Source organism: Algoriphagus sp. (assembly GCF_030694375.1).
GTDB lineage: Bacteria > Bacteroidota > Bacteroidia > Cytophagales > Cyclobacteriaceae > Algoriphagus.
Map to the genome: position 1 here is coordinate 107,295 of NZ_JAUXYL010000003.1, position 23,958 is coordinate 131,252.

Consider the following 23,958-nt stretch of genomic DNA (forward strand, 5'->3'; position numbering starts at 1 on the left):
TTGTTCGAGTTTTTAAACTTTTCATCACACATTTTATTCAAAAAAAGAAAAAAATCGAAGCCCACAACCAAACCAATCCTACCAAAAAGAAAACAAGCGTATAGGGGAAAATTTTTCTGACAGACACACCTGTGATAGACAAAAGAGGAAGCGCCCAAAAAGGTTGAAGGAGGTTACTGATTTGATCCCCAAAAGCAAATACCATCACCATTTTCCCGGTATCCAATCCCATCGCCGCAGAAGTTTCCAAAATGATGGGACCTTGAACAGCCCATTGTCCCCCACCGGAAGGAATAAAGAAGTTTACCAGTGCGGCACTGAAAAATGAAAAAAGCGGGAAAGATTCAGGATTTGTAATCTCATTGCCCATCTTGACAAATTCATTTAACAGGCCTGATTCAGTAATTAATCCGAGGATTCCGGCATAAAATGGAAATTGAATAAATATATCAGCGGAGCTTTTCAAACCATTGGCAATTGCATTTGAAAAATTCAAAGAACTTCTATATGCGATCAGTGTGATAGAAAACAGGAGAAAATTGACCCAGTTGAGTGAGACAAAACCAAGTCCTGACTCCTCTGCAAATACCACTCCCACCAGTATAACTCCAAGCATAAACAAGCCAGCAATCCTTGCTAATCCGTTTTGTTTTCCCGGCTCCAGGGGATCGATTGATAACGCATGGTTTGAATCAGAAGTTTTTGAGCTATTTCGGGCTAAATACCATGCAGTGCCCATGAAAATCAGAAAAAGACCAAACGTGGTAACTAGATTAAATGCTGAAAATAGGGTGAACTCAACTGGAATCACGCCGGCTTTTGCTTCAAGAAAATGACCACTTTCTGCGACGCTAAGTGGTGCTGAACCAGAAAAACCACCGTGCCAGATCCCCATCCCCAAATACCCCGATGCTGCAAGTAGCGCAGGATTAGAAACTTGCCCCTTTTCAAGAAGCGCCTGCTGCATAAATCTTGCGAGCACTGCTCCTACTATCAAGCCAAAACCCCAGTTAAGCAAACCTGCTATCATGGTAATCGCCGCGGTAAGCAGTACTGCCGAGACCAAAGTAGACGGTAGCTGAGCTAGCTTTCTGAGAAATAAATTGACAGGTTTAAACACCGCAAGCGAAAAACCGAAAACCAAGATCATCATCATCTGAAGGGTAAAACCCATCAAGCCAAAAAAACCATTTTGCCAAAATCCGAATGCTTGGGTAAAATCGTAAGTCTTTACCACCTCCTCTCCTGTGCTGCCGACTAACACCAGAGAGAAGGTTAAAAATGTAAGAATTAAAACTAAACCAAAGGGTGAAATCAAATGATCAAGAAGATTTTCTTTTCCGGGCTTTCTCAAAATTTTTTAGTTAAATATTATCTTATTAATATTGAATAATTAAACCGATTTTTAACTTTCATCTAATCGAAGGTAAACACTGGAATTTGTGGAATTTATACTCAATCCATATGCTTTGACGCTCATTTTTTCGAGCCTACTGGTCGGAGGACTTTCAATTTACATCGGACTCAAATTAGAAGATTCTGTCAGATGGATTGCATTTACCATGCTTGCTTCATCAATTTGGGGCTTTTTTTACGGTGTCGAACTCACCGCTCAAACTCTGGAGGATATGCTTTTTTGGGTTAAACTCCAATACATAGGACTGGTATTGGCACCTTCTTGTTGGTTGGTTTTTGCACTGAAATATACTGCGTACGACACCTCCAAAAAACCATGGCTTTATCCTTTAATTTTCATTCTACCTTTCCTCACTTACCTGATTGTACTTACAAACAGCTGGCACAATCTCCATTATAAAGACAGTTGGCTGATCGCAGACGGCCCTTTTCCAATCCTAGGTATCGAAAAAGGAATCTGGTATCCTGTCCTGGTCATCTATTCCTATTTCTTTTATTTTCTGGGCACCTTAGTCCTTTGGAATCGTTTCCAATATGCAAATATTCACTTTAAGCTTCAAACGAGACTTTTGATAATAGGTGGATTTTTCCCATTGGTTATCAATGTCTTATATCAGCTCTCTTGGTTGAAGCCTTTTCAGGGCTTGGACATGACTCCGTTCTCTTTTCTTTTCTCCTATTTTTTGATTTCAATCGCCATTTTGAAGTTCAATCTTCTCAATTTAAAGCCTGTCGCAAGAGATAAAATTCTAGAAGCGATGACCCGTGGAGTTTTGATTTTCGACAATCAAAACAAGATTGTTGATTTCAACGCTACCTCAAAAAACTTTTGTGCCCAACCAGATAAAATTCGAATTGGGCAGGCCTCCGAACTTATTTTTTCCCATAGGCCAGAGATCGAAAAATTAATAAAGGAGAGAAAAAATCACACGATCCAAAGTCGAATCGCCCTTGATGGTGAGGAAAGAATTCTTCGCGTGGAAGCTGTTCAAATAAATGACAGTAAGACATTAGCACTTGGCGTTTTGCTCCTGATGGATGACATCACCGAACAAATAAAAACAAATGAGCAACTGAAAAATCAGACCGTAGAACTTCAACAATTGAATGATCTCAAGGATAAGTTTTTCAGTATTATTTCTCATGACCTCAAAGGCCCTGTTTTTGGAGTTAAAGAACTTATACACTTAACTCAAAGCGGTGTTATTTCTAAAGAAGAGTTTCTGGACATGCTTCCCGAGGTATCCAAAAACATGGAACATGTTGCTCTTCTCCTGGAAAACCTTTTGGCTTGGACGAGCTCACAACTTCGGGGTGAATACTTACAGCCTCAAGTGGTGGATTTGGCAAAGTTGCTCAACAGCCAAAAAAACCTTTTAGATCGAATAGCTATAGAAAAATCCATCACAATCGAACTTCATGGTTTTGAAGACGCATGGGCTTTTGCAGATAAAAATATGCTGGAATTAATTGTCCGGAATTTGATTTCTAATGCACTGAAATTTTCTAATCCGGATTCCAAGGTTTTGGTCACCAATGAAATTCAAGGCGATAATCTGAAACTTTGTGTACGGGATTTTGGTACTGGAATCTCCGAGGAGAACCTCTATAAGTTAAATAATGGTATCTCTTTTACCACAAGAGGACAGGCGAATGAAACTGGAACAGGTCTAGGATTAGTATTAGTTCGGGAATATATCCTTAAAAATGGTGGGACGATGACTGTTGATTCCAAATTAGGTGAAGGCAGTAAATTCTGCGTAACTATACCTAAGGCAGCTGAATCTGTTACCACATTGATTACTTGAGTCCTAAAAGAAATCTCAGGGTGTCCACCTTATCCGCATAATCCCATGGCTCGGGGTACTGCGCTTCACCAAAGCTAATAGCTCCCGGAATTTCATTTGGATCTCCTACGACACATTGGATTTTTGATTCCAATGAATCTAATTTTTGAATAAGGTCTTCCTTTGAGCCATACACTTCATAAAAAAGGACACCTATTGGTGAAACGAGTTCAGTGCTCTCTCTGAGAATCAAAAAACCATTGTCTAAGTGGGGCTCACTATTGACCAAATAGATGGATTTGATGTATTCGTAATTGTTGAGGTATTTATGATTTAAAGCAACCCAGTTAAACTTCTCCATCACATCCAAAAAATGCTGGAGTTGGACTACGTTTTTGACGAAAATCTTGGATACATTCCTGCAGCCCAATCCGAAGTAAAGAAATATATCCTGCCCCAATCTATCCAAGGTTTCCTGACTTTCATTTCCTGTCAAAATTGCTACCGAAGTCCTATTTGCCCGTATGATGCTTGGGTATTTGCCAAAATAATAATTAAAGTATCGGGCCGAATTATCACTGCCTGTAGCAATATAAGCATCCATTCCTTTCAGCATCTCTTCCACCTGAATGTAATTTTCAAAACCAGGTTCAAGCTGCAATAATCGGTTAATCAGCCACTGTGAAAAAAAGGAATCAGCGGAACTAAGTTTAGGAACTGCAATATGGCCGGAAATCAAGACACACATCAGGTCATGAAATCCAACCCCCGGGATATTTCCCGCCATCAAGATTCCGACTTTTCGAGAAACTGGGGTTTCAGCAAGGGAGTATGTAGAAAGCCATTTTTCAAGTTTTTCTTTTTCTAAAAGTTTGGAAAGACCATTCAAAGCAGACTCCATTGTGACCTTTGTAAACCAGCTATTCTGATTATTAGCTCTTCGGAAAAGATCATCCTTTTCCTCCACGTTTAAATTGCTGAGCAAATTACCCAATCTGCAAAAAGCCTCAATCCTTTCCTTTGACGATAATCTTACTTCCATAGCACAAAGGTACCAAAACCGTCTAAGCTTGGAATAAAATTAAATTAATTAGTATGACAACTTTTTATTGCCTTGGAGCTGTTGAGATTGTACTTTTGGGATTCAAATTGATTGAACCATGGCAATAATGATTACAGACGAATGCATCAATTGTGGTGCATGCGAACCTGAATGTCCAAATACAGCAATTTATGAAGGCGGAGTAGAATGGACATGGGGAGGAGGAACAACCTTAAAACAAGTAACCCTGGAGGATGGCACAGTAGTGGACGCCACTGAAAAACAGGAGCCTGTTTCAGACGAGTTTTATTACATCGTGACAGCAAAATGCACCGAATGCAACGGTTTTCATGAAGAGCCGCAGTGCGCTGCTGTATGTCCGGTTGATTGCTGCGTCGATGATCCTGACAATCGAGAAACAGAGGAAGAGTTACTTGCAAAAAAAGCATTTATGCACGGCGAATAAGAGTGGTTTCAATTCCACTCTTTCGTTGTTGAATTTCTGCCACTCATTCTTGTTTTTGAACCTTTGAAACCCTCTTTTAACTGCAGTTTCAAAAAAAAGTAAAATTCCTTTTTGAATTCTACGGGGCTTTTGTTTTACTTTAACCCATCATTTAGTACAACCCAACACTAAAATCAGAAAGCACTGTGGAAGATCATAGAGGATACGACAGAGAAGAAATTTTCTCCAAAAAAGTTAAAGCAGGAAAAAGAACTTATTTTTTTGATATTAAATCCACCCGGGCAAATGACTTTTACATCACCATCACGGAGAGTAAAAGGAAAATGAACGGAGACGGATTTACATATGAAAAACACAAAATCTTCCTCTATAAAGAAGATTTCTTCAAGTTTGCGAATGCACTTAACGAGACCGTAGATCACCTCAAGGAGGAGTTGATGCCGGAGATCGATTTCACCCAGTTTGAAAAAGAAGATTCTGAAAATGAAATCAACGATGAATTAAAGTGGGAATAATCCAACAAAAACTTAGTGATTGCTAATCCACAGTTCATTACGGTATATTTGAGGAGGCAAACGCCTCCTTTTATTTTGTAGCTATGCAGCGGTTTTTCTTATACCTTATTCTGTTTATCGCAGCCTTTTTATTATTTGGTTGGTATTTCTCCAATGTCACCCTTTATCTTATTCTTTCATTGATCATTGCCGCTTTGCTGCGGCCTCTCACAAACAGACTGAATGACTTCCATCTTGTCAAACAGCATATTCCGAGATGGATGGCTATATTGATTTCTTATGCCTCCATAATTTTATTGTTTTTTCTTTTGAGTTTGTTGTTTCTTCCCCTGATTAATAATCAGATACTCATCCTTTCTGAAATGGACCTTGAAGGTATTTATACCCAAATTCAAGAGCCAATTGGAAGAATTGAACGTTTCCTTTTAAGGTATCAGCTGTTGGAAAATAAACCCGGTTCCCTTTTCGAAGAGCTAAAGACCTCAATAATCGATTTTATCAGAACTTTTGACTTTGGTAGTTTCATCAGTGGCTTAATTAATTTGACCAGCAACTTTTTGATCGGCATCATGGCTGTGGCATTTATTACATTTTTTCTGCTGTTAGAAAATGGCCTGTTGCGAAGAAATCTTTTGAATCTTATCCCCAATGCCTATTTCGAATTATCTGTTGCCACTTTTACCAAGGTTGAAAAATTGCTTTCAAACTATCTTTTTGGCCTCCTGATCCAAATGCTTTTCATTTTTTCCATTGCCAGTTTGGGACTCAGCTTTGTCGGTGTCGATTACGCACTCACTATCGCCTTGTTTGCTGCCGTTGCAAATCTAATCCCGTATGCAGGGCCTATTTTGGGATCAGCTTTCGGGATCATTGTGGGAATTTCAACAGGTACTTTTTTGAGCGATGCAGAGTATACCTACTTTTTGTTTAAGATATTATCAGTTTTTGCAGTAGTTCAACTCTCTGATAATCTGGTACTGCAGCCAATGATTTTCTCGAAAACAGTAAAGGCTCACCCGCTTGAGATATTTGTTGTTATCTTTGCCGGGGCAAAAATTGCAGGTATCACGGGGATGATCTTTGCAATTCCGGTTTATACCATATTCAGAGTATCCGTAATGGAGTTCTTCAGAGGGTACAAATCCTATCGAATATTTAAAATTAAAGCAACGAATTAATGGCATTACAATGTGGCATTGTCGGACTTCCAAATGTGGGAAAGTCTACCTTGTTTAATGCGCTGTCAAGCGCCAAAGCAGAAGCAGCGAACTTCCCTTTCTGTACCATCGAACCAAACGTAGGTGTAGTATCGGTTCCTGACAAAAGACTTCAAATTCTTGAAGGACTGGTCAATCCGCAACGGGTTGTCCCGACAATCATCGAGTTCGTCGATATTGCAGGCTTAGTCAAAGGCGCTTCAAAAGGAGAAGGTCTCGGAAACAAATTCCTTGCAAACATCCGCGAAGTGGATGCCATCATTCATGTAATCCGATGCTTCGAAGACGATAATATTGTCCATGTGGCCGGGGGAGTTGATCCTATATTTGACAAAGAGGTAATAGATACTGAACTCCAACTGAAGGATTTGGAATCTGTGGAAAAGAAAATCCAACGAATCGAAAAAGTAGCTAAATCCGGAGAACCGAAGGCAAAGGCGGAGCTCGAGATTCTCAATAGATTCAAACAAGGCCTGACATCAGGCATGAATGCACGGGCGATTGAAGCGGATAAGGAAGAGCTTGAGGCTGTTAGAGACCTTCATTTATTGACGATCAAACCTGTCCTGTATGTAGCTAACGTGGATGAGAGCAGTATTCTTACAGGCAATAAATTTGTGGATATCCTGAAGGAAAATGTAAAAGAAGAAAATGCTGATGTCATTATTCTTTGCGCCGCAATTGAAAGCCAAATTGCCGAATTTGAAGATGCAGATGAGAAAGCGATGTTTCTTTCAGAATATGGATTAGAGGAGAGCGGTTTGAATCGTTTGATATCAGGCGCTTATTCATTATTGGATCTAATCACCTATTTCACAGCAGGAGTTCAGGAAGTTAGAGCTTGGACCATAAAAAAAGGATGGAAAGCGCCTCAGGCAGCCGGAGTTATTCACACTGATTTCGAACGAGGATTCATCAAGGCCGAAGTCATCAAACTGGCTGACTACCAACAATTCAAGAATGAAGCAGGCTGTCGGGAAAACGGTAAAATTTCAATCGAAGGAAAAGAATATGTTGTAAAAGACGGTGATATTATGCATTTTAGGTTCAACGTTTAACTTTTTTTCAAATTTATTCGTACTTTTGACCATTGCTTATTCACCCAAACAAATAAGTATTTTAATTCATAATTGTCTCATTTTATTTTTAAATCACCGTGAGAGTTAGACTTATATTTTCACTTAAAAACAAAGGCTCCTACCTGCCTTTCCATCACCAGTATATCCTTGCGCAATTCCTCAAAGGAGTAATTGTAAAAGGAGGAAGAGAGGAATTCTTCAACTACAATTTCTTCAACTTTTCAGGCCTCAAAGGTCAGACAAAAGTAAGTAGAAGTGGCTTGCATTATTACTCCAGTCTGGTGACGCTCGTCGTTTCTTCACAAAGTGAAGACTTCATGGATTACTTGCTTGAGCAGGTTTTTGCCACGCCAAAAATCGAGCTGGGCAATTTAATCCTTTCGCCAGAATACACCGAATTGGAGACTGAGCCCACGCTCGAGACCAACAACAAATTCGTGTGTATCTCTCCTTTGGTATTGATCACTCCCGCCTTCAATGAAGAAGCCGGTAAGCGATTTATCAATCCGGACAGCGACGAATTTTCTGATTTGCTTTACGAATCTACCTTGACCCGGATGGAAAAATCGGGTTGGTATACTCCTGAGCAGATGGAATCATTCTTCAAGTTCCAAGTTGTGCCTGACATGGTTTATGTAAATAAGCTTAAAGAGCAGCAGAAGAAGTTTGCACGAATCTATGCGGTCTACGACATGGATGTGAAGTATGAAGTAAGAGGCTATACACTTCCTTTTACACTCTATGCTGCACCTGAAGTACAGGACTTCGTATTTAAGTGTGGATTAGGAGCATTTACCCATAAAGGATTTGGAATGCTTGACCTTGCAAACCATCCTTCAGGCGCAAATCGAACCACAACTTACAAATTCAAAAGAGAAGGGTTTGTTCCTTATAAACCTACAGAGCGTGTAAGGCAAAATGTAGCTCCTGCATCTGAAGAAGGTGAAATTGAAGGAGACCTGCCAGAAGAACTATAAAATTTAAATCCTCTCATTCGAGAGGATTTTTTTTAGATTCTTCGCCTATTTGGATGCAAGTATACGTAGCCGACTAGCTGATCATATCTAGATCCTAAAGCCCTGTAGTAGACTAAAACCTCATACTCATTTTCTGTCTCAAAGAAGCTCCCCTCAATGGGATAGGAATCATAACCCGCTCCAGTCGAAAAAGCATATTGGTAATCATACCATCCCTGCTTCATTAGGATGGAGGTAGTGTAGAGTCCGGTCTTTGGTTCATAGACCATTTTGGATTCTGGACTTTTACCCCATGCTGTCAATGCACCGAGCATCCTAATATCACGGCCTGCCTCGGCTTGAAGGTAAAAAGTCGTATAAATGTATTCACTCTCAACTTCAGGATTGCCTCCGGGACGATCATTGGTGTATATCATATACTGCCCATTCATGTCCAAATACTGCGAATAAACACCTCCAGGCCTTGGTCTGTCGGCCAAGGCATTGGCGAAAATCGCAGTCTCCTCTACTTTAATTTCGGCAATATTTACTCCCGTAGCCCTGATAAATCTTAAATCCACAAATCTAAATTCATTGCCTGCCCTGAAGGTGCTGCCACCGTCAAACGGCTCATAGCGAATACTTTTGGAGATTTGATTTAAAAACGTGGGCTTATTCAGGTATTTCGCATTGTCCCAACGTTGATTTTGACGGATCACTACGCTGACTTGCGTGGTAGGATCAATGAGATCTACTTTGGAATAATTGACCATCACATTGATCTGCTGCAAAGTCCGACGATCCTCCGTCTGTGTGGGAGGAACAATCGAGGCACCTATCGAAAAGAGGTCCTCATAAACCATAAACCGTCGCGTGAGTATTACATCATCTTCATTTCTGTTTCGATAAACTTTCAGGACATAATTCCCGGATTTAGTAACTCTTGGAACTGTAAAGGAATAATGGATGTAAGGAATTCGAGTGTTGACAGAATAGCTATATTCCTGAATGTTATACTCATTGAAAGAAATAGAAAAATCGTTATTCCTAAGTGCGGACTTCTTCCAATCCACATCGCAGTGGATCAATTTGGCAGAATACTGCTCGGGATCGTAGGCAATGTCATCAAATAATAACACCAAAGATTTCGCGTCATTAATAGAAACAACAGGGGCATCCAATTGGCTGTCTTGTTGAGATCCTTGGGGAAATAACCTAACGGAATGAACGTGCTCCGAATACACTCTGTCTTCAAAAACCTGGGAAAATGCCGAGCTCGTCAACAAGAGAGTAATCGAAAAAGCGTAAATCAGTATTTTTCTTAGCATGAGTTCAAAATAGAAAATTTAGCCCAAACATTTGGGCCATTATCCTGCCAATTCTTGCAAAGTAGAAATCTGATCCACCAATTCTTCCCATTTTGAATTGACTTCCCGAAGACTGTTCTGTATATTTTGATAGCTATCCTGAAGTTTTTGGGCTTTTATCTCATCCACATAGATATCCGGATCGGCCATTTTTTCTTCGGTTTCAACCTTCAATAGCTCAAGCGACTCAATCTCCTTTTCTATTTTAGAAAGCTGTTCCTCCAATCTCTTTAAATCCTTTTTTGCCTGAAGTACCTCTGGCGTATTTCTTGGAATAATCGGTTGCGCTTTCTTTTCGGTTTTCTCAACAGGCGATACTGCCTTCACTTCGACCTGTTGACTTTTCCAAAATTCATATTCATCATAGGATCCAGGGTATTCCTTGATCTCTTTGTCTTCAATGTACCAAATTTTATTAGCGACACCTTTGATGAAGTGTCTATCGTGCGAAACGGTGATGAATGTACCCTCATATTGCTGCAAGGCCTGAATGAGGATATTCACTGATTGAAAGTCGAGGTGGTTGGTAGGTTCATCCAAGAGCAGGAAATTCGCCTCAGAAATCAACGTTTTGGCCAGTGCCACCCGAGACTTTTCACCACCGGAGAGTACTTTGATTTTTTTGAAAACTTCTTCATTGGAAAAAAGAAAACAGCCAAGGACACCTCTTAACTCCATTTCGGATTTCTTACTTCCCGCCTGAGCCATCTCCTGCATGATCTCATTGTCCAATGTCAATGCTTCGAGCTGATGCTGCGCAAAAAATGCTTTGATTACATTGTGGCCTTCACTTCGTTCGCCTTGAAGCTTTTCAGTTCCATCGATGATTCTGAGCAATGTCGACTTCCCTTTTCCATTTGCTCCAATCAGGGCGATCTTATCCCCTCTTTCGATTCGAGCAGTGGTATTTTTCAAAATTACCAAATCACCGTAGGCTTTGGAAACGTGATCAAGTACCACGACATCCCGCCCTGATTTTTGGGAAAACTTGAATTTAAAATTCACAAAGGCCTCATCATTCACCACTTCATTCACCCGGTCTAATCGATCCAGGGCCTTGATGCGGGACTGAACTTGATTTGACTTGGTAGCCTTCGCCCGGAATCGCTCGATGAAGCGTTCAGTCTGCTTGATCATCTGCTGCTGATTCTCATAGGCATTGTTCTGTAGCTCCATTCGAATCTTTTTTTCCTCCTTGTAAAAGGAGTAATTTCCGGGATAGGAAGTCAAAGTCTGATTGGCAACTTCAACTGTGGTATTGATACAATTGTCCAAAAAGGTTTGATCGTGAGATACCACTACCACAGCACCTTCATAATTTTTTAGGTAGTTTTCCACCCATTGAATAGAAGGTAAATCCAAGTGGTTGGTCGGTTCATCCAACAACAAAAGGGAAGGCTTTTCCAGGAGAAGTTTGGCCAACATCACCCGCATTCTCCAACCTCCGGAAAAAGTCCGAAGTGGCTTTTCCAAGTCTGAAGTCTGAAATCCAATCCCCTCCAAAACCTCTTCTGCCTTGGCTTTGATGGTATAGCCTTCATTGGACTCGAATCTGTCCTGAAGAAAAGCCAATCGGTTGATTACTTCTTCCGAATAATCAGTTTCCATTTTTTTTAGCACCTCATCAATCTCGTCCTGAAGTTTCAGCGTTTCTTTGAACGCCGCTAAAGCCACATTCAGAATACTTTCATCCGACTGAAAAGAAAGTAGATCCTGGTTCAAAAATCCGATTGTACAATCTTTGGCTTTTTGAACCTCACCAGTGGTGGCTTGGTAGTCTCCATTGATGATTTTGAGTAAGGTAGACTTGCCTGTCCCGTTTTGTCCGACGAGACCAATTTTGTCTTTTGGCTTGATGTGAAGGTTGGCATTTTCGTAGAGCGGTCGCCCTCCGATGAAATAAGAAAGATTACTAATCGATAACATGGCGCAAAAATAACCAATAACCCGTTTATACACCTTTACTGGGAAAACAATCTCAGAATGTTTAGCTTATTTATTAAAACTAAAACTCATGAATTACCTAAAACCTCTAATTTTCAGTTTTTCAATCGGACTCTTTTCCCTGAATGCGAGCTGTCAGGGAAAACTTACCCCTGTCCAAACTTCAAACAGCAGCAATAAAAGGGACATTCGAACTGCCAAAGCGGAGGTAAAATTAGATCAAATCAAACTTCAGCCAGGTTTCAAAATCGAAGTTTGGGCAGCAGATGTCCCCAATGCACGCTCAATGGCTATTTCGGACAACGGTATTGTATTCGTGGGAAACCGGCAGGAAAAGAATGTCTATGCCTTGGTCGACGAAAATGGGGATGGAAAAGCTGATTCCAAATTCATTTTGGCCGAAGGCTTAAAAATGCCCAACGGTGTCGCTTACAAAGACGGTGACTTGTACGTGGCAGAAGTAAGTCGAATCTTGAGATTTAAAGACATCAAAAACACACTTACTAATCCAAAATACGAAGTGGTATATGACCAATACCCGACAAAAACCCATCACGGCTGGAAGTTCATCGCCTTTGGACCGGATGGAATGTTGTATGTACCAGTGGGCGCACCATGCAACATCTGTGAATCCGATGAGGAAATCTTTGCAAGCATTACCCGATTGGATGTCTCCAAACCTGGCTCCAAACCAGAAATAGTTGCCCATGGGGTTAGAAATACAGTGGGATTTGATTGGCATCCCCAAACCAAAGAACTATGGTTTACAGATAATGGTCGTGACATGCTTGGCGATGACTCGCCGGATTGCGAACTAAACCGGGTCACAGCCAAAGGTCAACATTTTGGTTACCCATACTGGCATGCCGGAACAATAAAAGATCCTGACTTAGGATCCAAAGGAAAGGAGGCTTCTGCCTATATCGCACCAGCAGCTAAACTTGGAGCACATGTGGCCCCGCTCGGCATGCGATTTTATAAAGGAGGAATGTTTCCAACAAGCTTTAAAAATCAAGCGATTATTGCCAAACACGGAAGCTGGAACCGTAGCAAAAAATCAGGCTATGAAGTGGTGACGGCTAAAATTGATGGGAGCGGAAAAGTAACCGGACAGGAAGTTTTCGCTTCAGGCTGGTTGGACCACAGCACCCAAGAAGTATGGGGAAGACCGGTAGATGTACAGGAGCTGCCGGACGGAAGCTTGCTGATATCCGATGACATGGCCAATTGCATCTATCGGGTGTCATACACCAACTAAGAAAAAGGGGCTGACTTATAATTGCTGTTTGTCACATTGAGTCTTAAATAGTCTGCCTACATACAGAAAGGAAATGACTGTGATTCGATGCGAAACCATGGTATTGTCACTTTGAGCACTTCACTGACGCGAGTCGGTTAGTACGAAAGGTGCTCGAACCTCCAGACTCCCGTCTTCCGGGTGCTCGGACTGACATACTTTTTTCTCAAAATCTATACGTCATCGAAATCGAAATGTGGCTGTCTTCGCTGTAAATAGACTTCTACTCCTGTCACACTGACCCTTCAGACCTTTTGATGAAACCTCTTTTTTGTTTGAAAACTGAAAATTAGTTCGAAATAAAAGCCGTTGAATAGCAGGTGATTTGCTCAGTAAAAATTCAATAGATTTCGCAGAGCTCAATCTTTCAGGATTTTCAATGATTCAAAAAAGACATACGCATTAAGAACCATGAAGAATAAAGCTGGTAAAATTGCCAAAAAACCATCTTTTACCCGAATTCTTGCTGCTATGCCCAATAGCATCAAAAGACCCAGTCCCCCCGAAGATAGCACCAGAAAATAATCAAACTTTAAGCCAAGCAACAGTCCTAAAGCTCCAAGAATTTCTAAAATCGCAGTTAACGCACCGAATTTTCTTAGGCCAAAGCGAATAAATTCACTTTTCATTTTAGAGGATGTAAAATAGGCTATTCCATAAGCGAGAAAAGAAAGACTTGAGACAAGAACTAAAACGTTCAATAAATTCATCAAGAAATTAAATTGAGAGATACTGCTGCTATAAATAGGCACAAAATCAAAAGTACTAATGAGGGCATTCGCTTCTGCCAGGAATTACTCACTTTGAAGTGAAAATATTGAGCACTTAGCATCAGGAAGGCCATCAAGAGCGCTGGAATAAGAACCAGCGATGGATACCAGATGCCTGCTACAAGCAGAGTAGCAAGTGAAATCTTAGCTGATCCCACCGCCGAACGAACGAGCGTGCTTAAGCCATATTGATTAAACTCCTTAATGATATTATCGAAACGAAATACCCAAACGATAACAATAGAAATCGCCACTACTAATTGCGCAATTACAGATAAATTTACCATCATATTTTTTTTAATTTCCTTAGTCTTCTGAATTTAATGGTTTCTTTTGGCTTTAGCGAAAGATTCTTCGTTTGCAGTTTTAATCTTTCTAACTAATTAATTTTTTTAATCCGTAAATTCTTTATACCAACAAAATTCAAAATATGAGGTAAGGGGTGACTTGAAGCTAAATGAAAAAGGGAGAGCAAGCCCTCCCCTGTCACAAGATTATTTCAGCCATTCCGGCTTGGTAGTATCCACCTCAGCTTCCAGTTGATTGAGTAAGTTATATAAGCCAAAGTAGGTTCTGTTAATATACAGTCCATGTCGAGATCCACGTGCTTGCCTTGATTTTCGGAACATTTTATCATTGGAAATTCGATCTCCCAATTGAAAGATTTGTTCAAAATACTTTTCGTCTGCAAAGTCAAATCTGTCTACGTGAAATGGCTTTCCAAGAAGCGAAATCATTTCCTTAAAAATCCCCTTGAAAAAGGCTTTTTCCACCTCTGTGTCTTTGTCCGAAATAAACTCCAAATCGTAGAAAATCTGATCCAAATCTTCCTGATTAATAAGAAGTTCTTTTTTGATCAATGCGAAGTATCCTTGGTAAAAATCCTCAGGAATTACTTTTACACAACCGAAGTCAATAATACCCAATTGGTCATCCTCCTGAATAATGAAATTCCCAGGATGTGGATCTGCATGAACTTGCTTTAAATTATGAACTTGGTGATGATAAAAATCCCAAAGTGCCTGGCCAATTTGATTTTTGGATTTTTGAGAAGGTTTCGTATCCATCCACTCTTTGATGTGCTTTCCGGAAATCCAGTCCATCGTAATGATTCGATCAGAACTCAGCACATCGTAATAAAGCGGAAATTTAAGATTTGGAATATGTCCACAGGCCTGTGAGATTTCGCGCGAGCGATCTACTTCCAAAACATAATCTGTCTCTTCAAGCAATCGCTCCTCCACCTCTCCCATATAGTGGTCAAGTTCTACTTCGTTCATATTCAAAAGACGAAGCGCAAATGGCTTAAGTAATTTTAAATCTGAAGTGACTGAATCCGCAACCCCGGGATATTGAATCTTTACAGCTAGTTTTTTACCATTTTGAGTAGCTTGATGAACTTGACCAATCGATGCGGCATTGACCGCCGACCGGGTGAAGGTATCGAACATCTGCTCCGGAGTTTTGCTAAAGTACTTTTGAAAAGTCTTCACAACCAAAGGATAGGACAATGGCGGAGCAGAATACTGGGCCATGGTAAATTTATCCTGATACGCTCTTGGAAGGAGGTTTTTGTCCATGGACATCATTTGAGCCACCTTCAGTGCAGATCCCTTCAGCTCACTCAATGATTTGTATATATCTGTCGCGTTGTTTTGATGAAGCTCTTCCTTATTCATAGATGGATTAACCATCTTTTTGGCGTAATGCTTCACATAATTCCCCCCCACTTTGGCGCCGGTGGAAATAAATTTAGCCGCACGCTGCACTTTGGAAACCGGGATAGCTTCCTGTTCTTTCACCTTGATGGCCATGATTATTTGTTTTGATAAAGAAACTTCGCAAAGTCTAAAAAGCTGTCTAAGGCACTTTTACCCATGAGATCGAATGTCAGATTCACGGACTTTTCTATGGCAGCATCTGTTTTTTCAAACCTCGGTGAGCGGTCATCCAGCCAGTAGCGGAAGATAAAGGCCACTTGAAGCCAAAGGGCCTCATCATATTTGTCTGAAATAATGGGCCTATTAGCTATTTCTTGGGTTTCTTTCCCCTCTAAGATAATTTCCCCGGCGAAGTCCTTGAATTTCTCTTTGAACTCCTTTGCGTCCAAAGTCAGGGATTTCATCGATTGGGCTTTATCTTGATAAAGACTCAAAAGGTAAGACCTGTTCTTTTTCAATTCTTCGATCCAAGTGAATAAGAAGCTGAGAAATTTTTCTCGAACGCTGTATTCCTTGAACACTTCCTGTGATTCAATTTGCTCCAAGGTACTTTCAAAAATCGATACCCAGATGGCAGATTTGATGGATTCAAATGAAGTGAAATAGGTGTAAAACTCCTCCTCTTTCATTTTTAAATCTTTTGCAAACTTAAAAACCGACTTGGGCATGCTGCCATGTTCCAAAACATGATTGACAAATCCTTCCAGAATCAGTTTTCGAAAATCCTTCTTTGCAGCTTTTTTTGTTGTTGTAGTTTCCATGTTGTGAAATCAATTCGATGTAGTAACACCATAACGGAGGAAGGGGTTTGGAAAAGACATAAAAAAAACCGAGGTATTCAACTTCGGTTCCTTTATCCTCCTATAATCTAGGCTTTCACTTTTTCGATCACGAGGTTGTGATTCGTGTAAATACACACATCCGCGGCGATATGTAAGCTTTCTCTGACCATGTCTTCGGCAGTCATGTGTGGAGCGAATTGCTTCATTGCTCTGGCTGCTGATTGGGCAAACATACTTCCCGAACCAATTGTCGCGATTTCCATATCCGGTTCGATCACGTCCCCTGTTCCTGAAATGATCAGAATATCATCCTTATCTGCCACGATCATCATCGCTTCCAGCCGGCTAAGCATGCGATCCATTCTCCATTCTTTGGCCAATTCCACGGCTGCACGCTTCATGTTATTACCGAAGGCTCCGAGCTTCTCTTCAAACTTCTCCAAGAGCGTAAATGCATCGGCAGTAGATCCGGCAAAACCTGTCACAATTTTACCACCTTGAAGTACACGAAGCTTTTTGACGGTACTTTTGGCAACTGTATTTCCCAAAGTCGCTTGTCCATCTGCTCCGATGACTACCTCTCCATTGTGTCGGATTGCAACTACGGTTGTTGATTTGATTTTTTCCATGGGTACTAGTTATTGGTTTTTAGTTATACTGTTATTGGGTTAAGCAATTTGGATATACAAAAATTGGTTGTTTGCACTTTTAACTAATTACCAATAACTCAATAACCTCCTAACCAATAACCATACAAAAGCAAAAAGTCCTGCGGAAACAGGACTTTTTGGCAGTTTATTTTAGATAAGAATCCGAACGGGATCTTCAAGAAGACTTTTTAGAGTCAGAAGAAATGCAGATCCAACGGCTCCATCTACTACACGGTGGTCGCAGGAGAGTGTCACTTTCATTACATTTCCTATTTTCATTTGGCCGTCTTTCACAATTACAGTTTCCTTGATCCCTCCTACTGCCAAAATACACGCATCAGGTGGGTTGATAATTGCTGTGAATTCATCGATGCCAAACATCCCTAAGTTGGAGATTGTAAAAGTGTTTCCTTCCCAATCCTTCGGTTGTAATTCTTTGGTTTTGGCCTTTCCTCCCAATGTTTTTGCCTGATTGGAAATCTGAGAAAGCGATAACTGGTCAGCAAATCGAATCACAGGAACTAGCAATCCTTCTTCTACAGCCACAGCCATTCCGATATGAATGTGGTCATTGTAGCGAATTTTATCTCCAAGCCAACTAGAATTGACTTTTGGATGCTGACGCAAGGCTGAAGCTGAAGCCTTGATGACCATATCATTGAAGGAGATTTTTACAGGAGAAACCTCATTCATGCTTTTTCGGGCATCCATCGCCTTGTCCATGTTGATTTCCATGGTCAAATAGAAGTGTGGTGCTCCAAACTTACTCTCTGCCAATCGCTTGGCGATCACTTTTCGCATCTGAGAAACTTTCTCCTCTCGGAAACTCTCTTGTCCAAGTGAAGAAGTGGTGGCGCCTACCGCAGAGGCTACTGCCGCAGAAGGTGCTACAGCAGGCACAAAGTTTTCTACGTCTCTTTTTACAACTCTTCCTCCTTCACCTGAACCTGAAACAGCTCTGATATCAACTCCTTTTTCTTCAGCGATTTTTTTGGCTAGTGGTGAAGCTTTTACACGTTCCCCGTTAGCAGTTCCGGCGTCACTAGTAGGCGCCGCGGTAGTGGCTGGAGCGGAAGTGGGTGCGGGTTTTTCAGATTTGGTTTCTGCTGGAGCCTCAGATTTAGCTTCCGCAGGTGCTGAGTCCATATTCGTTCCTTGCTGTGCTTTGAGTAATGTTTGGTAATCCGCACCTTTTTCGCCGATCACAGCAATCACCCCATCTACGGCAACGCTGTTGCCTGCCTCTACCCCGATGTACAACAGCACTCCGTCTTCATAGGACTCAAGCTCCATTGTCGCTTTATCAGTCTCCACTTCGGCGATAATTTCACCTGATTTTACTGTGTCACCTACTTTTTTCAACCAAGTGGCAATGGTTCCTTCCGCCATTGTATCACTCATTTTTGGCATCGTGATGACAGTAGCATTTATTGCGGAGGTGTCAATTTTTTCAGTAGCAGCTTCTGCTTTGGCAGGTTCTTCTACCTTGGCTTCCGGTTTTGCTTCTTTTTCTTTTGATTCTTCTGTTTTGGATTCAGCAGGAGGAGTTGCACCTGTCAGCAAGTGCTCGAAGGCTTCTCCTTTTTCCCCAATGATCGCAATGACGCCATTTACAGGCACTGAGTCTTTTTCCTGAACTCCAATATATAAAAGGACACCTTCGTCGTAGGATTCCAACTCCATGGTTGCTTTATCGGTTTCCACTTCAGCCAGAATATCCCCCGGTTTGACGGTATCTCCCACTTTTTTTAGCCAAGAAGCGATCACCCCCTCTTCCATTGTGTCACTCATTTTTGGCATTCTGATTATTTCGGCCATAGGTAATTTCGAGCTTGTTCGTTTTTAAAGTGTCCAAAAATAGTTTTTAAAAACGCTTTATTCAAATTTATATCCTGTATTTTCCGTGCTGTTTTAGGCCCTTTCAACTCATGCCCCTTACATCTGAAAGCTTTTATCAAAGACCTAAATGGCTCTTTAGCGGACATTTAGAGACAATTTATCCCGCATTATTTAGGAAAGTAGAAATACAAAAACCTGAGAGAGAACGAATAACAACAGCTGATGGAGACTTTCTGGATCTGGATTGGTACAGAGGAGGAAATGATGCTTTGGTGATTCTCAGTCATGGATTAGAAGGGAATAGCACAAGGCCATATATGCTGGGAATGGCAAGAGAATTTATTCTAAAAGGGCTTGATGTCCTGAGTTGGAACTTCCGGGGTTGTGGAGAAGAGCTGAACAAAAAAGTCATTTTCTATCACAGCGGCGCTACTTATGATTTGGATACTGTCGTCATCCATGCTCAAAAAAACTATCGTAATGTGTACCTGGTGGGGTTTAGTCTTGGCGGAAACCTAACCCTCAAATACCTGGGAGAAAAAAAATCATCCAACCCGAAAATCAAAAAAGGAGTGGGGATTTCCGTTCCCCTTGACCTTGCCGGATCCTGCAATAAAATCTCCTCCGGGGAAAATGTTATTTACTCCAAGCGTTTTTTAAATACCCTAAAGGAAAAGGTTATTCGCAAATCATTGGCTTTCCCGGGCGAATTTCCATTAGGACTACTTCGGAAAAGTAAAACATTACGGGATTTTGATGAATATTTTACCGGTCCCTTACATGGATTTTCAGATGCCGCAGAATACTACAGCATAAACTCCTCCCTTCAGTTTTTAGATCAGATAGAAGTGCCTACACTGATTCTAAATGCCCAAAACGATCCTTTTTTAAGTGACACCTGCTTTCCGGTAAAGCTTGCAAAACGATTGGAACTAGTTCATTTTGAATTCCCAAAACACGGGGGTCATGTTGGATTTTCAGGACCATCAGGTGAAAAAAGCTTTTACTCTGAGCTTCGGGCAGTTGAATTTATAACTCGCGATCTCTAACTTCCGCCATATTATAATAACACCCTGATCATGTGCGGAAGATACTCCCTTAGCAAAAGTAAAATTGAATTGGAAGAACGGTTTCAAGCGGATATGGTGGTGGACTTCACTCCCAGATACAACATTGCCCCTACCCAACTTGTACCTGTAATCACATCTGACAGCCCTAGGGGATTTTCTTTTTTCTATTGGGGAATTACCCCTGATTTCGGACATAATAAGCCCGTCTCCCAAAAACTGATAAATGCTAGGGCAGAATCAGTAAATGAGAAAATTTCATTCAGAAATTCCTTTCAGAAAAGACGATGCCTTGTCCCTGCCGACGGTTTTTTTGAATGGAAAAGACTAGGCAAAAAGACCAAAATCCCCTACCGCTTTACACTCAGGGATGAAGACATGTTTGCTTTTGCCGGAATCTGGGAAGAATACGAAACTGTCTCAGGAGAATCCCAACATACCTTTTTGATACTTACCACCACTCCTAACGAAGTGGTCTCTGAAGTGCACGATCGGATGCCGGTGATCATCAGCCGAGATCAGGAAAAAAAATGGCTTGATAAATATACTTCTGAAGCGGATCTGCTTAAAATGCTTAATACCTATCCCGGGGAACTGATGATGAGTTATACCGTATCACCTTTGGTCAATTCTGTGCATAATGATGTCCCTGGCATAATCCGAAAAACATCTCCCATGGATCAGTTTGGAAACTACACCTTGTTTGGATAAATAAAACATTTTACCGAGTTAAGCCCTTTTTGTGTGAGTGCTTTTCTGTACCGATATTCGCATTCCGCTTATTTTATTTCAATAGACCCAAATAACTGATGAAAAAATCCCGAATTCTTGGAGCCGGGCACTATGTCCCTGAGCGAGTCGTGACCAATGAGGAGCTTTCCCGAATGATGAATACGACAGATGAATGGATCGTGGAGCGAACAGGAATTCATGAGCGTCGTTGGTTTACTCCGGGAGTGGATACGGTGACCAATATGTCTGCCAAAGCAAGCCAAATGGCTATGCAACGGGCTGGAGTTGAACCTCAGGATATCGAATTCATTGTTTTTGCTACAATCACCTCGGATTATTTTCTTCCCGGAAATGGAGTTTTGCTTCAACGGGAACTGGAGCTTACCACTGTAGGAGCATTGGAAGTTAAAAATGCCTGTTCTGGTTTTGTTTATGCATTATCAGTCGCAGACCAGTTTATCAAATCCGGAATGTATAAGAAAATTTTGGTCGTTGGAGCGGAAATTCAGTCCTCCGCTTTGGATAAAAGCGATGAGGGGCGCTCGAGTGCAGTGATTTTTGCGGATGGAGCCGGTGCAGTGGTTTTGGGAGCTGTGGAGCTCGATCAACCGGGAATTCTCAGTACCCACCTGCACGCTGATGGATCTCATGCAGAGGAATTATATTGTATTGCTCCAAGCAGCAGTGGAAAAGTGAGAATCTCCCAAGAAATGATCGATCGTGGAGATTTTTTCTTAAAAATGAATGGAAACGCAGTTTTCAAACATGCGATCGTCCGTTTTATGGAGGTTATTAAAGAAGCCTTGGATCACAACGGAGTGACTAAAGACGAAATTGACCTCTTAGTTCCCCATCAGGCCAACCTCCGAATCAGCCAATACATCCAGCAAAAAATGGGGCTGCCTGACGAGAAAGTATTTAACAATATCATGTATTTAGGAAATACTACAGCAGGAACTATCCCAATTGCACTATCCCAAGCTTGGGAGCAGGGAAGATTAAAGGAAGGAGATTTGGTTTGTTTGGCAGCATTTGGATCAGGATTCGCATGGGCCTCGGCCTTACTACGCTGGTAAAATGGATAAATTCCAGAATTCTCTTGACATAGAACTTTGGTTGAACAAGGATTTAATTCAGCGGCAAAATCTTCTGAAAACCCAATTTACCTCGGTTTTAGAAGATGTAGGAAACTCATTCCCAAAAGAGATTTTTGATAAAATATCAGCCAAGTCTAAGGGTACGAAAATATCCAAAGGCAATGACTTGTTGGGATTTCCGTACTTAGTTCTGGATTTAATCCGAGATTTTGATCCAATAACCGGATCAAATATCCGTCTACTCAATTGGTTTGGAAATGGGCTTTTTATTACCATCCTACTGGGAAGCAAGCGAGAAAATCCGATCAAGGAATTTATCGATTTGGAATTTTCCTTTGGCCTCAGTGAAAATCAATGGGATTATCCGGATCTGATATTGAATCGAAATCTCACAACAGATGAAGGGAAAATAGCAGAGGCAAAACTTGGCTTTTATCATTGGATTAAACCAATCCAAGTCGATCCAGACCTTTTGGTGCTCAATCAAAATCTTTGTAAGAGCCTAAAAAAAATCCTTGGTATTCTGAGTCTTCCGGCAGAACAAGTCAGGAATTAACTTAATTTTAAACAGGAAACTCATTCACACGTAGATAATATGTCGAATCTCTTCATTCGATCGTTTGTATAAGGTTCCAATTGAACCAAACCGAAATTTACAAGATATGAGATATTTGCTTTTGGCAGTTTTTAGCTTCCTCTATTTTTCAACTCTCGCGCAGGACCCCAAACTGGTACAGCAATTCAACTCTGATTCCTCTCTTATGGCTACGGGCGTAATAAGAAATAATATCCGGGAAGGTTTGTGGAAAATATACAATCCAAAAACCAATACCCTTCTCTCGGAAGGCACCTTTGGGAATGGAAAAAGAGAAGGACTGTGGACACAATATTACCCCAATGGAAAGCGTAGAGAATCAGCAGAATATAGAGATGGTAAACTCTTTGGTCCAGCACTTTACTTTGACACAGAAGGAGCTTTAAAAAAACAGGTGATTTACAGAGATAGTGTTCTGGTCGGCAAGTACACGGAGTTTTACGGAAAAGAAGGCAATCCCAATTACATCGACCCGAGTCAAGTATTGACAGAGGGACAATATGATAATGGTAAACGTACTGGTCAATGGGTTTCTTTTTATGAATTTGGTGAATTGGCTTCCAGGGAGTTTTATGTGAATGGACTTCGCGAGGGACCCTACCTAGAATATGCTCCAGATGGCACGGTGATCACGGAGGCAAGTTATTCAAAAGGACAGTTTGAAGGTAATTTCAAGAGGCTTTTAGGTGGAATTCCTTTTGAAATTGGAAGCTTCAAAAACGGTAAAAAAATAGGGGATTGGAAAAGGTATTTTCCCGGCACAAAAGTCCTGGAGGCAGAGGAGTTTTATGATCAAAACGGCAATAAAACCGGAGACTGGAAATACTATTATCAAACGGGACGATTAGCCCGAATAGAAAAATATAAAAATAACATCGGCGTGGGTGTCTGGGAGGAATACTTCCCAAATAAAGCGCTATCAAAGCGGAAAACGTATGAGCTTGGCGTGCCGGTTGGCGAGTATATCGAATACCATAGCTCCGGACAAGTTTCTGTCCAAGGTCAATATCAAAGTGGAGCCAAAACGGGTGTTTGGAAAAGCTTCTTTCCTGACGGGGAAATTTATTCTATCGGAGAATATCGAAACGATCTCCAAACAGGGATTTGGAAATATTTCAATAAGATCGGAATTCTGATTGCTGAAGGAAAATATAACCTGGGAATGGAGGAAGGCCAATGGTTCTATTACTATGATGGCGGACAACTCAAGTCAGTGGGCACCTACAATCTTGGCTTGGAAGATGGAATTTGGGGTCTTTTTTATGACAACAAGCAATTGACTCAAGAAGAATATTGGGACAAAGGCAGATTAATGAATGTAGGTGAATACCATAGTTTTGATGGAACAAAAAAACTGGATAAAGGGACCCTCAAGAATGGAGATGGAACTCGCATCACCTATTACATCACTGGCCAAAAAGAATCTGAGGGGACTTTTAAGTCTGGTAAAGCAGAGGGATTGTGGATATTTTACCATGAGAATGGAAGAAAAGCCTCTGAAGGAATGATGAAGGATGGCAAAAAAGAAGGACCATGGAGGTATTACAATTCAGCAGGCCGACTTGAAGACCTTGTTAATTTTAAAAATAATGAGATAATAGAGGGAAGGTGAACCCTGT

22 protein-coding genes are annotated in these 23,958 nt (G+C 41.0%); 12 read left to right on the forward strand and 10 right to left on the reverse strand.

Annotation, left to right across the window (positions count from 1 at the left end):
- Window positions 1-37: 37 nt before the first annotated feature.
- Entirely contained in the window at window positions 38-1,354 is a 1,317-nt protein-coding gene (locus Q8M62_RS00565) for a TIGR00366 family protein (RefSeq protein WP_304900092.1), read from the reverse strand.
- Window positions 1,355-1,442: 88 nt separating this feature from the next.
- Here Q8M62_RS00565 and Q8M62_RS00570 point away from each other — a divergent pair, with 88 nt between their 5' ends.
- Complete coding sequence (locus tag Q8M62_RS00570) at window positions 1,443-3,224, forward strand: histidine kinase N-terminal 7TM domain-containing protein (protein WP_304900091.1); 1,782 nt, start codon at window positions 1,443-1,445, stop codon at window positions 3,222-3,224.
- Here the strand turns inward: Q8M62_RS00570 and Q8M62_RS00575 are convergent.
- The gene (locus Q8M62_RS00575; RefSeq protein WP_304900090.1) at window positions 3,217-4,188 is read right to left on the reverse strand and encodes an acyl-CoA reductase; all 972 of its coding nucleotides are present in this window, start codon (window positions 4,186-4,188) and stop codon (window positions 3,217-3,219) included. The genes Q8M62_RS00570 and Q8M62_RS00575 overlap by 8 nt on opposite strands.
- A 175-nt stretch (window positions 4,189-4,363) precedes the next feature.
- Here Q8M62_RS00575 and Q8M62_RS00580 point away from each other — a divergent pair, with 175 nt between their 5' ends.
- The 5 genes from Q8M62_RS00580 (at window position 4,364) to cas6 (ending at window position 8,499) form a co-directional block, all read left to right on the forward strand.
- Window positions 4,364-4,711, forward strand: a complete 348-nt coding sequence (locus Q8M62_RS00580) for a 4Fe-4S binding protein (protein WP_304900089.1) — start codon at window positions 4,364-4,366, stop codon at window positions 4,709-4,711.
- Between the two features lie 185 nt (window positions 4,712-4,896).
- Window positions 4,897-5,226, forward strand: a complete 330-nt coding sequence (locus Q8M62_RS00585; RefSeq protein WP_092729619.1) for a DUF3276 family protein — start codon at window positions 4,897-4,899, stop codon at window positions 5,224-5,226.
- Between the two features lie 83 nt (window positions 5,227-5,309).
- Window positions 5,310-6,404, forward strand: a complete 1,095-nt coding sequence (locus Q8M62_RS00590) for an AI-2E family transporter (protein WP_304900088.1) — start codon at window positions 5,310-5,312, stop codon at window positions 6,402-6,404.
- Entirely contained in the window at window positions 6,404-7,501 is a 1,098-nt protein-coding gene (gene ychF, locus Q8M62_RS00595; RefSeq protein ID WP_304900087.1) for a redox-regulated ATPase YchF, read from the forward strand. The genes Q8M62_RS00590 and ychF overlap by 1 nt, the downstream gene beginning before the upstream one ends.
- 98 nt (window positions 7,502-7,599) lie before the next feature.
- Entirely contained in the window at window positions 7,600-8,499 is a 900-nt protein-coding gene (cas6, locus tag Q8M62_RS00600; protein ID WP_304900086.1) for a CRISPR-associated endoribonuclease Cas6, read from the forward strand.
- Between the two features lie 32 nt (window positions 8,500-8,531).
- On the opposite strand, the gene Q8M62_RS00605 is transcribed toward cas6, so the two are convergent.
- Window positions 8,532-9,806 (reverse strand): DUF5103 domain-containing protein, encoded by a 1,275-nt coding sequence (locus Q8M62_RS00605; protein ID WP_304900085.1) that lies wholly within the window; start codon window positions 9,804-9,806, stop codon window positions 8,532-8,534.
- Between the two features lie 39 nt (window positions 9,807-9,845).
- On the reverse strand, window positions 9,846-11,771 hold the full coding sequence (locus tag Q8M62_RS00610) for an ABC-F family ATP-binding cassette domain-containing protein (RefSeq protein WP_304900084.1): 1,926 nt from the start codon (window positions 11,769-11,771) through the stop codon (window positions 9,846-9,848).
- A gap of 88 nt (window positions 11,772-11,859) precedes the next feature.
- On the opposite strand from Q8M62_RS00610, the gene Q8M62_RS00615 reads away from it, so the two are divergent.
- Window positions 11,860-13,047, forward strand: a complete 1,188-nt coding sequence (locus Q8M62_RS00615; RefSeq protein WP_305667994.1) for a sorbosone dehydrogenase family protein — start codon at window positions 11,860-11,862, stop codon at window positions 13,045-13,047.
- A gap of 398 nt (window positions 13,048-13,445) precedes the next feature.
- On the opposite strand, the gene Q8M62_RS00620 is transcribed toward Q8M62_RS00615, so the two are convergent.
- The 6 genes from Q8M62_RS00620 to Q8M62_RS00645 all read right to left on the reverse strand — a co-directional run bounded on the left by Q8M62_RS00620 (window position 13,446) and on the right by Q8M62_RS00645 (window position 18,827).
- Window positions 13,446-13,796 (reverse strand): DoxX family protein, encoded by a 351-nt coding sequence (locus tag Q8M62_RS00620; protein WP_304900944.1) that lies wholly within the window; start codon window positions 13,794-13,796, stop codon window positions 13,446-13,448.
- Window positions 13,796-14,146, reverse strand: coding sequence for a DoxX family protein (locus Q8M62_RS00625; RefSeq protein WP_304900923.1), 351 nt, complete (start codon window positions 14,144-14,146; stop codon window positions 13,796-13,798). Before Q8M62_RS00625 ends, Q8M62_RS00620 begins: the two co-directional genes overlap by 1 nt.
- Before the next feature lie 204 nt (window positions 14,147-14,350).
- On the reverse strand, window positions 14,351-15,670 hold the full coding sequence (locus Q8M62_RS00630) for an AarF/ABC1/UbiB kinase family protein (RefSeq protein WP_304900924.1): 1,320 nt from the start codon (window positions 15,668-15,670) through the stop codon (window positions 14,351-14,353).
- 2 nt (window positions 15,671-15,672) lie between these two features.
- Window positions 15,673-16,338, reverse strand: a complete 666-nt coding sequence (locus Q8M62_RS00635; RefSeq protein ID WP_304900925.1) for a TetR family transcriptional regulator C-terminal domain-containing protein — start codon at window positions 16,336-16,338, stop codon at window positions 15,673-15,675.
- Between the two features lie 107 nt (window positions 16,339-16,445).
- Entirely contained in the window at window positions 16,446-16,988 is a 543-nt protein-coding gene (gene hslV / locus Q8M62_RS00640) for an ATP-dependent protease subunit HslV (protein WP_092729610.1), read from the reverse strand.
- 171 nt (window positions 16,989-17,159) lie between these two features.
- On the reverse strand, window positions 17,160-18,827 hold the full coding sequence (locus Q8M62_RS00645) for a pyruvate dehydrogenase complex dihydrolipoamide acetyltransferase (protein WP_304900926.1): 1,668 nt from the start codon (window positions 18,825-18,827) through the stop codon (window positions 17,160-17,162).
- Between the two features lie 110 nt (window positions 18,828-18,937).
- On the opposite strand from Q8M62_RS00645, the gene Q8M62_RS00650 reads away from it, so the two are divergent.
- From Q8M62_RS00650 to Q8M62_RS00670, 5 genes are all read left to right on the forward strand, one after another.
- Window positions 18,938-19,897, forward strand: coding sequence for a YheT family hydrolase (locus Q8M62_RS00650; RefSeq protein ID WP_304900927.1), 960 nt, complete (start codon window positions 18,938-18,940; stop codon window positions 19,895-19,897).
- A 30-nt stretch (window positions 19,898-19,927) separates the two neighbouring features.
- Window positions 19,928-20,626: an SOS response-associated peptidase gene (locus Q8M62_RS00655; protein ID WP_304900928.1), complete on the forward strand. Its 699-nt coding sequence runs from the start codon at window positions 19,928-19,930 to the stop codon at window positions 20,624-20,626.
- A 98-nt stretch (window positions 20,627-20,724) separates the two neighbouring features.
- On the forward strand, window positions 20,725-21,723 hold the full coding sequence (locus Q8M62_RS00660; protein ID WP_304900929.1) for a 3-oxoacyl-ACP synthase III family protein: 999 nt from the start codon (window positions 20,725-20,727) through the stop codon (window positions 21,721-21,723).
- 1 nt (window position 21,724) lies between these two features.
- Window positions 21,725-22,300, forward strand: a complete 576-nt coding sequence (locus tag Q8M62_RS00665) for a hypothetical protein (RefSeq protein ID WP_304900930.1) — start codon at window positions 21,725-21,727, stop codon at window positions 22,298-22,300.
- Window positions 22,301-22,406: 106 nt separating this feature from the next.
- Window positions 22,407-23,951 carry a toxin-antitoxin system YwqK family antitoxin gene (locus tag Q8M62_RS00670; protein WP_304900931.1) on the forward strand — a complete coding sequence of 515 codons (1,545 nt, stop codon included), beginning with the start codon at window positions 22,407-22,409 and terminating at the stop codon, window positions 23,949-23,951.
- Window positions 23,952-23,958: the final 7 nt, after the last annotated feature.

What these genes read in the sequence shown, in the direction of transcription:
- Q8M62_RS00650 (WP_304900927.1), top strand. Translation starts at nt 18,938, where the DNA reads ATGCCCCTTACATCTGAAAGCTTTTATCAAAGACCTAAATGGCTCTTT.
- Q8M62_RS00615 (WP_305667994.1), top strand. Translation starts at nt 11,860, where the DNA reads ATGAATTACCTAAAACCTCTAATTTTCAGTTTTTCAATCGGACTCTTT.
- Q8M62_RS00630 (WP_304900924.1), bottom strand. Translation starts at nt 15,670, where the DNA reads ATGGCCATCAAGGTGAAAGAACAGGAAGCTATCCCGGTTTCCAAAGTG.
- Q8M62_RS00580 (WP_304900089.1), top strand. Translation starts at nt 4,364, where the DNA reads ATGGCAATAATGATTACAGACGAATGCATCAATTGTGGTGCATGCGAA.
- Q8M62_RS00605 (WP_304900085.1), bottom strand. Translation starts at nt 9,806, where the DNA reads ATGCTAAGAAAAATACTGATTTACGCTTTTTCGATTACTCTCTTGTTG.
- ychF (WP_304900087.1), top strand. Translation starts at nt 6,404, where the DNA reads ATGGCATTACAATGTGGCATTGTCGGACTTCCAAATGTGGGAAAGTCT.
- Q8M62_RS00655 (WP_304900928.1), top strand. Translation starts at nt 19,928, where the DNA reads ATGTGCGGAAGATACTCCCTTAGCAAAAGTAAAATTGAATTGGAAGAA.
- Q8M62_RS00635 (WP_304900925.1), bottom strand. Translation starts at nt 16,338, where the DNA reads ATGGAAACTACAACAACAAAAAAAGCTGCAAAGAAGGATTTTCGAAAA.
- Q8M62_RS00645 (WP_304900926.1), bottom strand. Translation starts at nt 18,827, where the DNA reads ATGGCCGAAATAATCAGAATGCCAAAAATGAGTGACACAATGGAAGAG.
- Q8M62_RS00660 (WP_304900929.1), top strand. Translation starts at nt 20,725, where the DNA reads ATGAAAAAATCCCGAATTCTTGGAGCCGGGCACTATGTCCCTGAGCGA.
- Q8M62_RS00610 (WP_304900084.1), bottom strand. Translation starts at nt 11,771, where the DNA reads ATGTTATCGATTAGTAATCTTTCTTATTTCATCGGAGGGCGACCGCTC.
- hslV (WP_092729610.1), bottom strand. Translation starts at nt 16,988, where the DNA reads ATGGAAAAAATCAAATCAACAACCGTAGTTGCAATCCGACACAATGGA.
- Q8M62_RS00665 (WP_304900930.1), top strand. Translation starts at nt 21,725, where the DNA reads ATGGATAAATTCCAGAATTCTCTTGACATAGAACTTTGGTTGAACAAG.
- Q8M62_RS00670 (WP_304900931.1), top strand. Translation starts at nt 22,407, where the DNA reads ATGAGATATTTGCTTTTGGCAGTTTTTAGCTTCCTCTATTTTTCAACT.
- Q8M62_RS00625 (WP_304900923.1), bottom strand. Translation starts at nt 14,146, where the DNA reads ATGATGGTAAATTTATCTGTAATTGCGCAATTAGTAGTGGCGATTTCT.
- Q8M62_RS00590 (WP_304900088.1), top strand. Translation starts at nt 5,310, where the DNA reads ATGCAGCGGTTTTTCTTATACCTTATTCTGTTTATCGCAGCCTTTTTA.
- Q8M62_RS00620 (WP_304900944.1), bottom strand. Translation starts at nt 13,796, where the DNA reads ATGAATTTATTGAACGTTTTAGTTCTTGTCTCAAGTCTTTCTTTTCTC.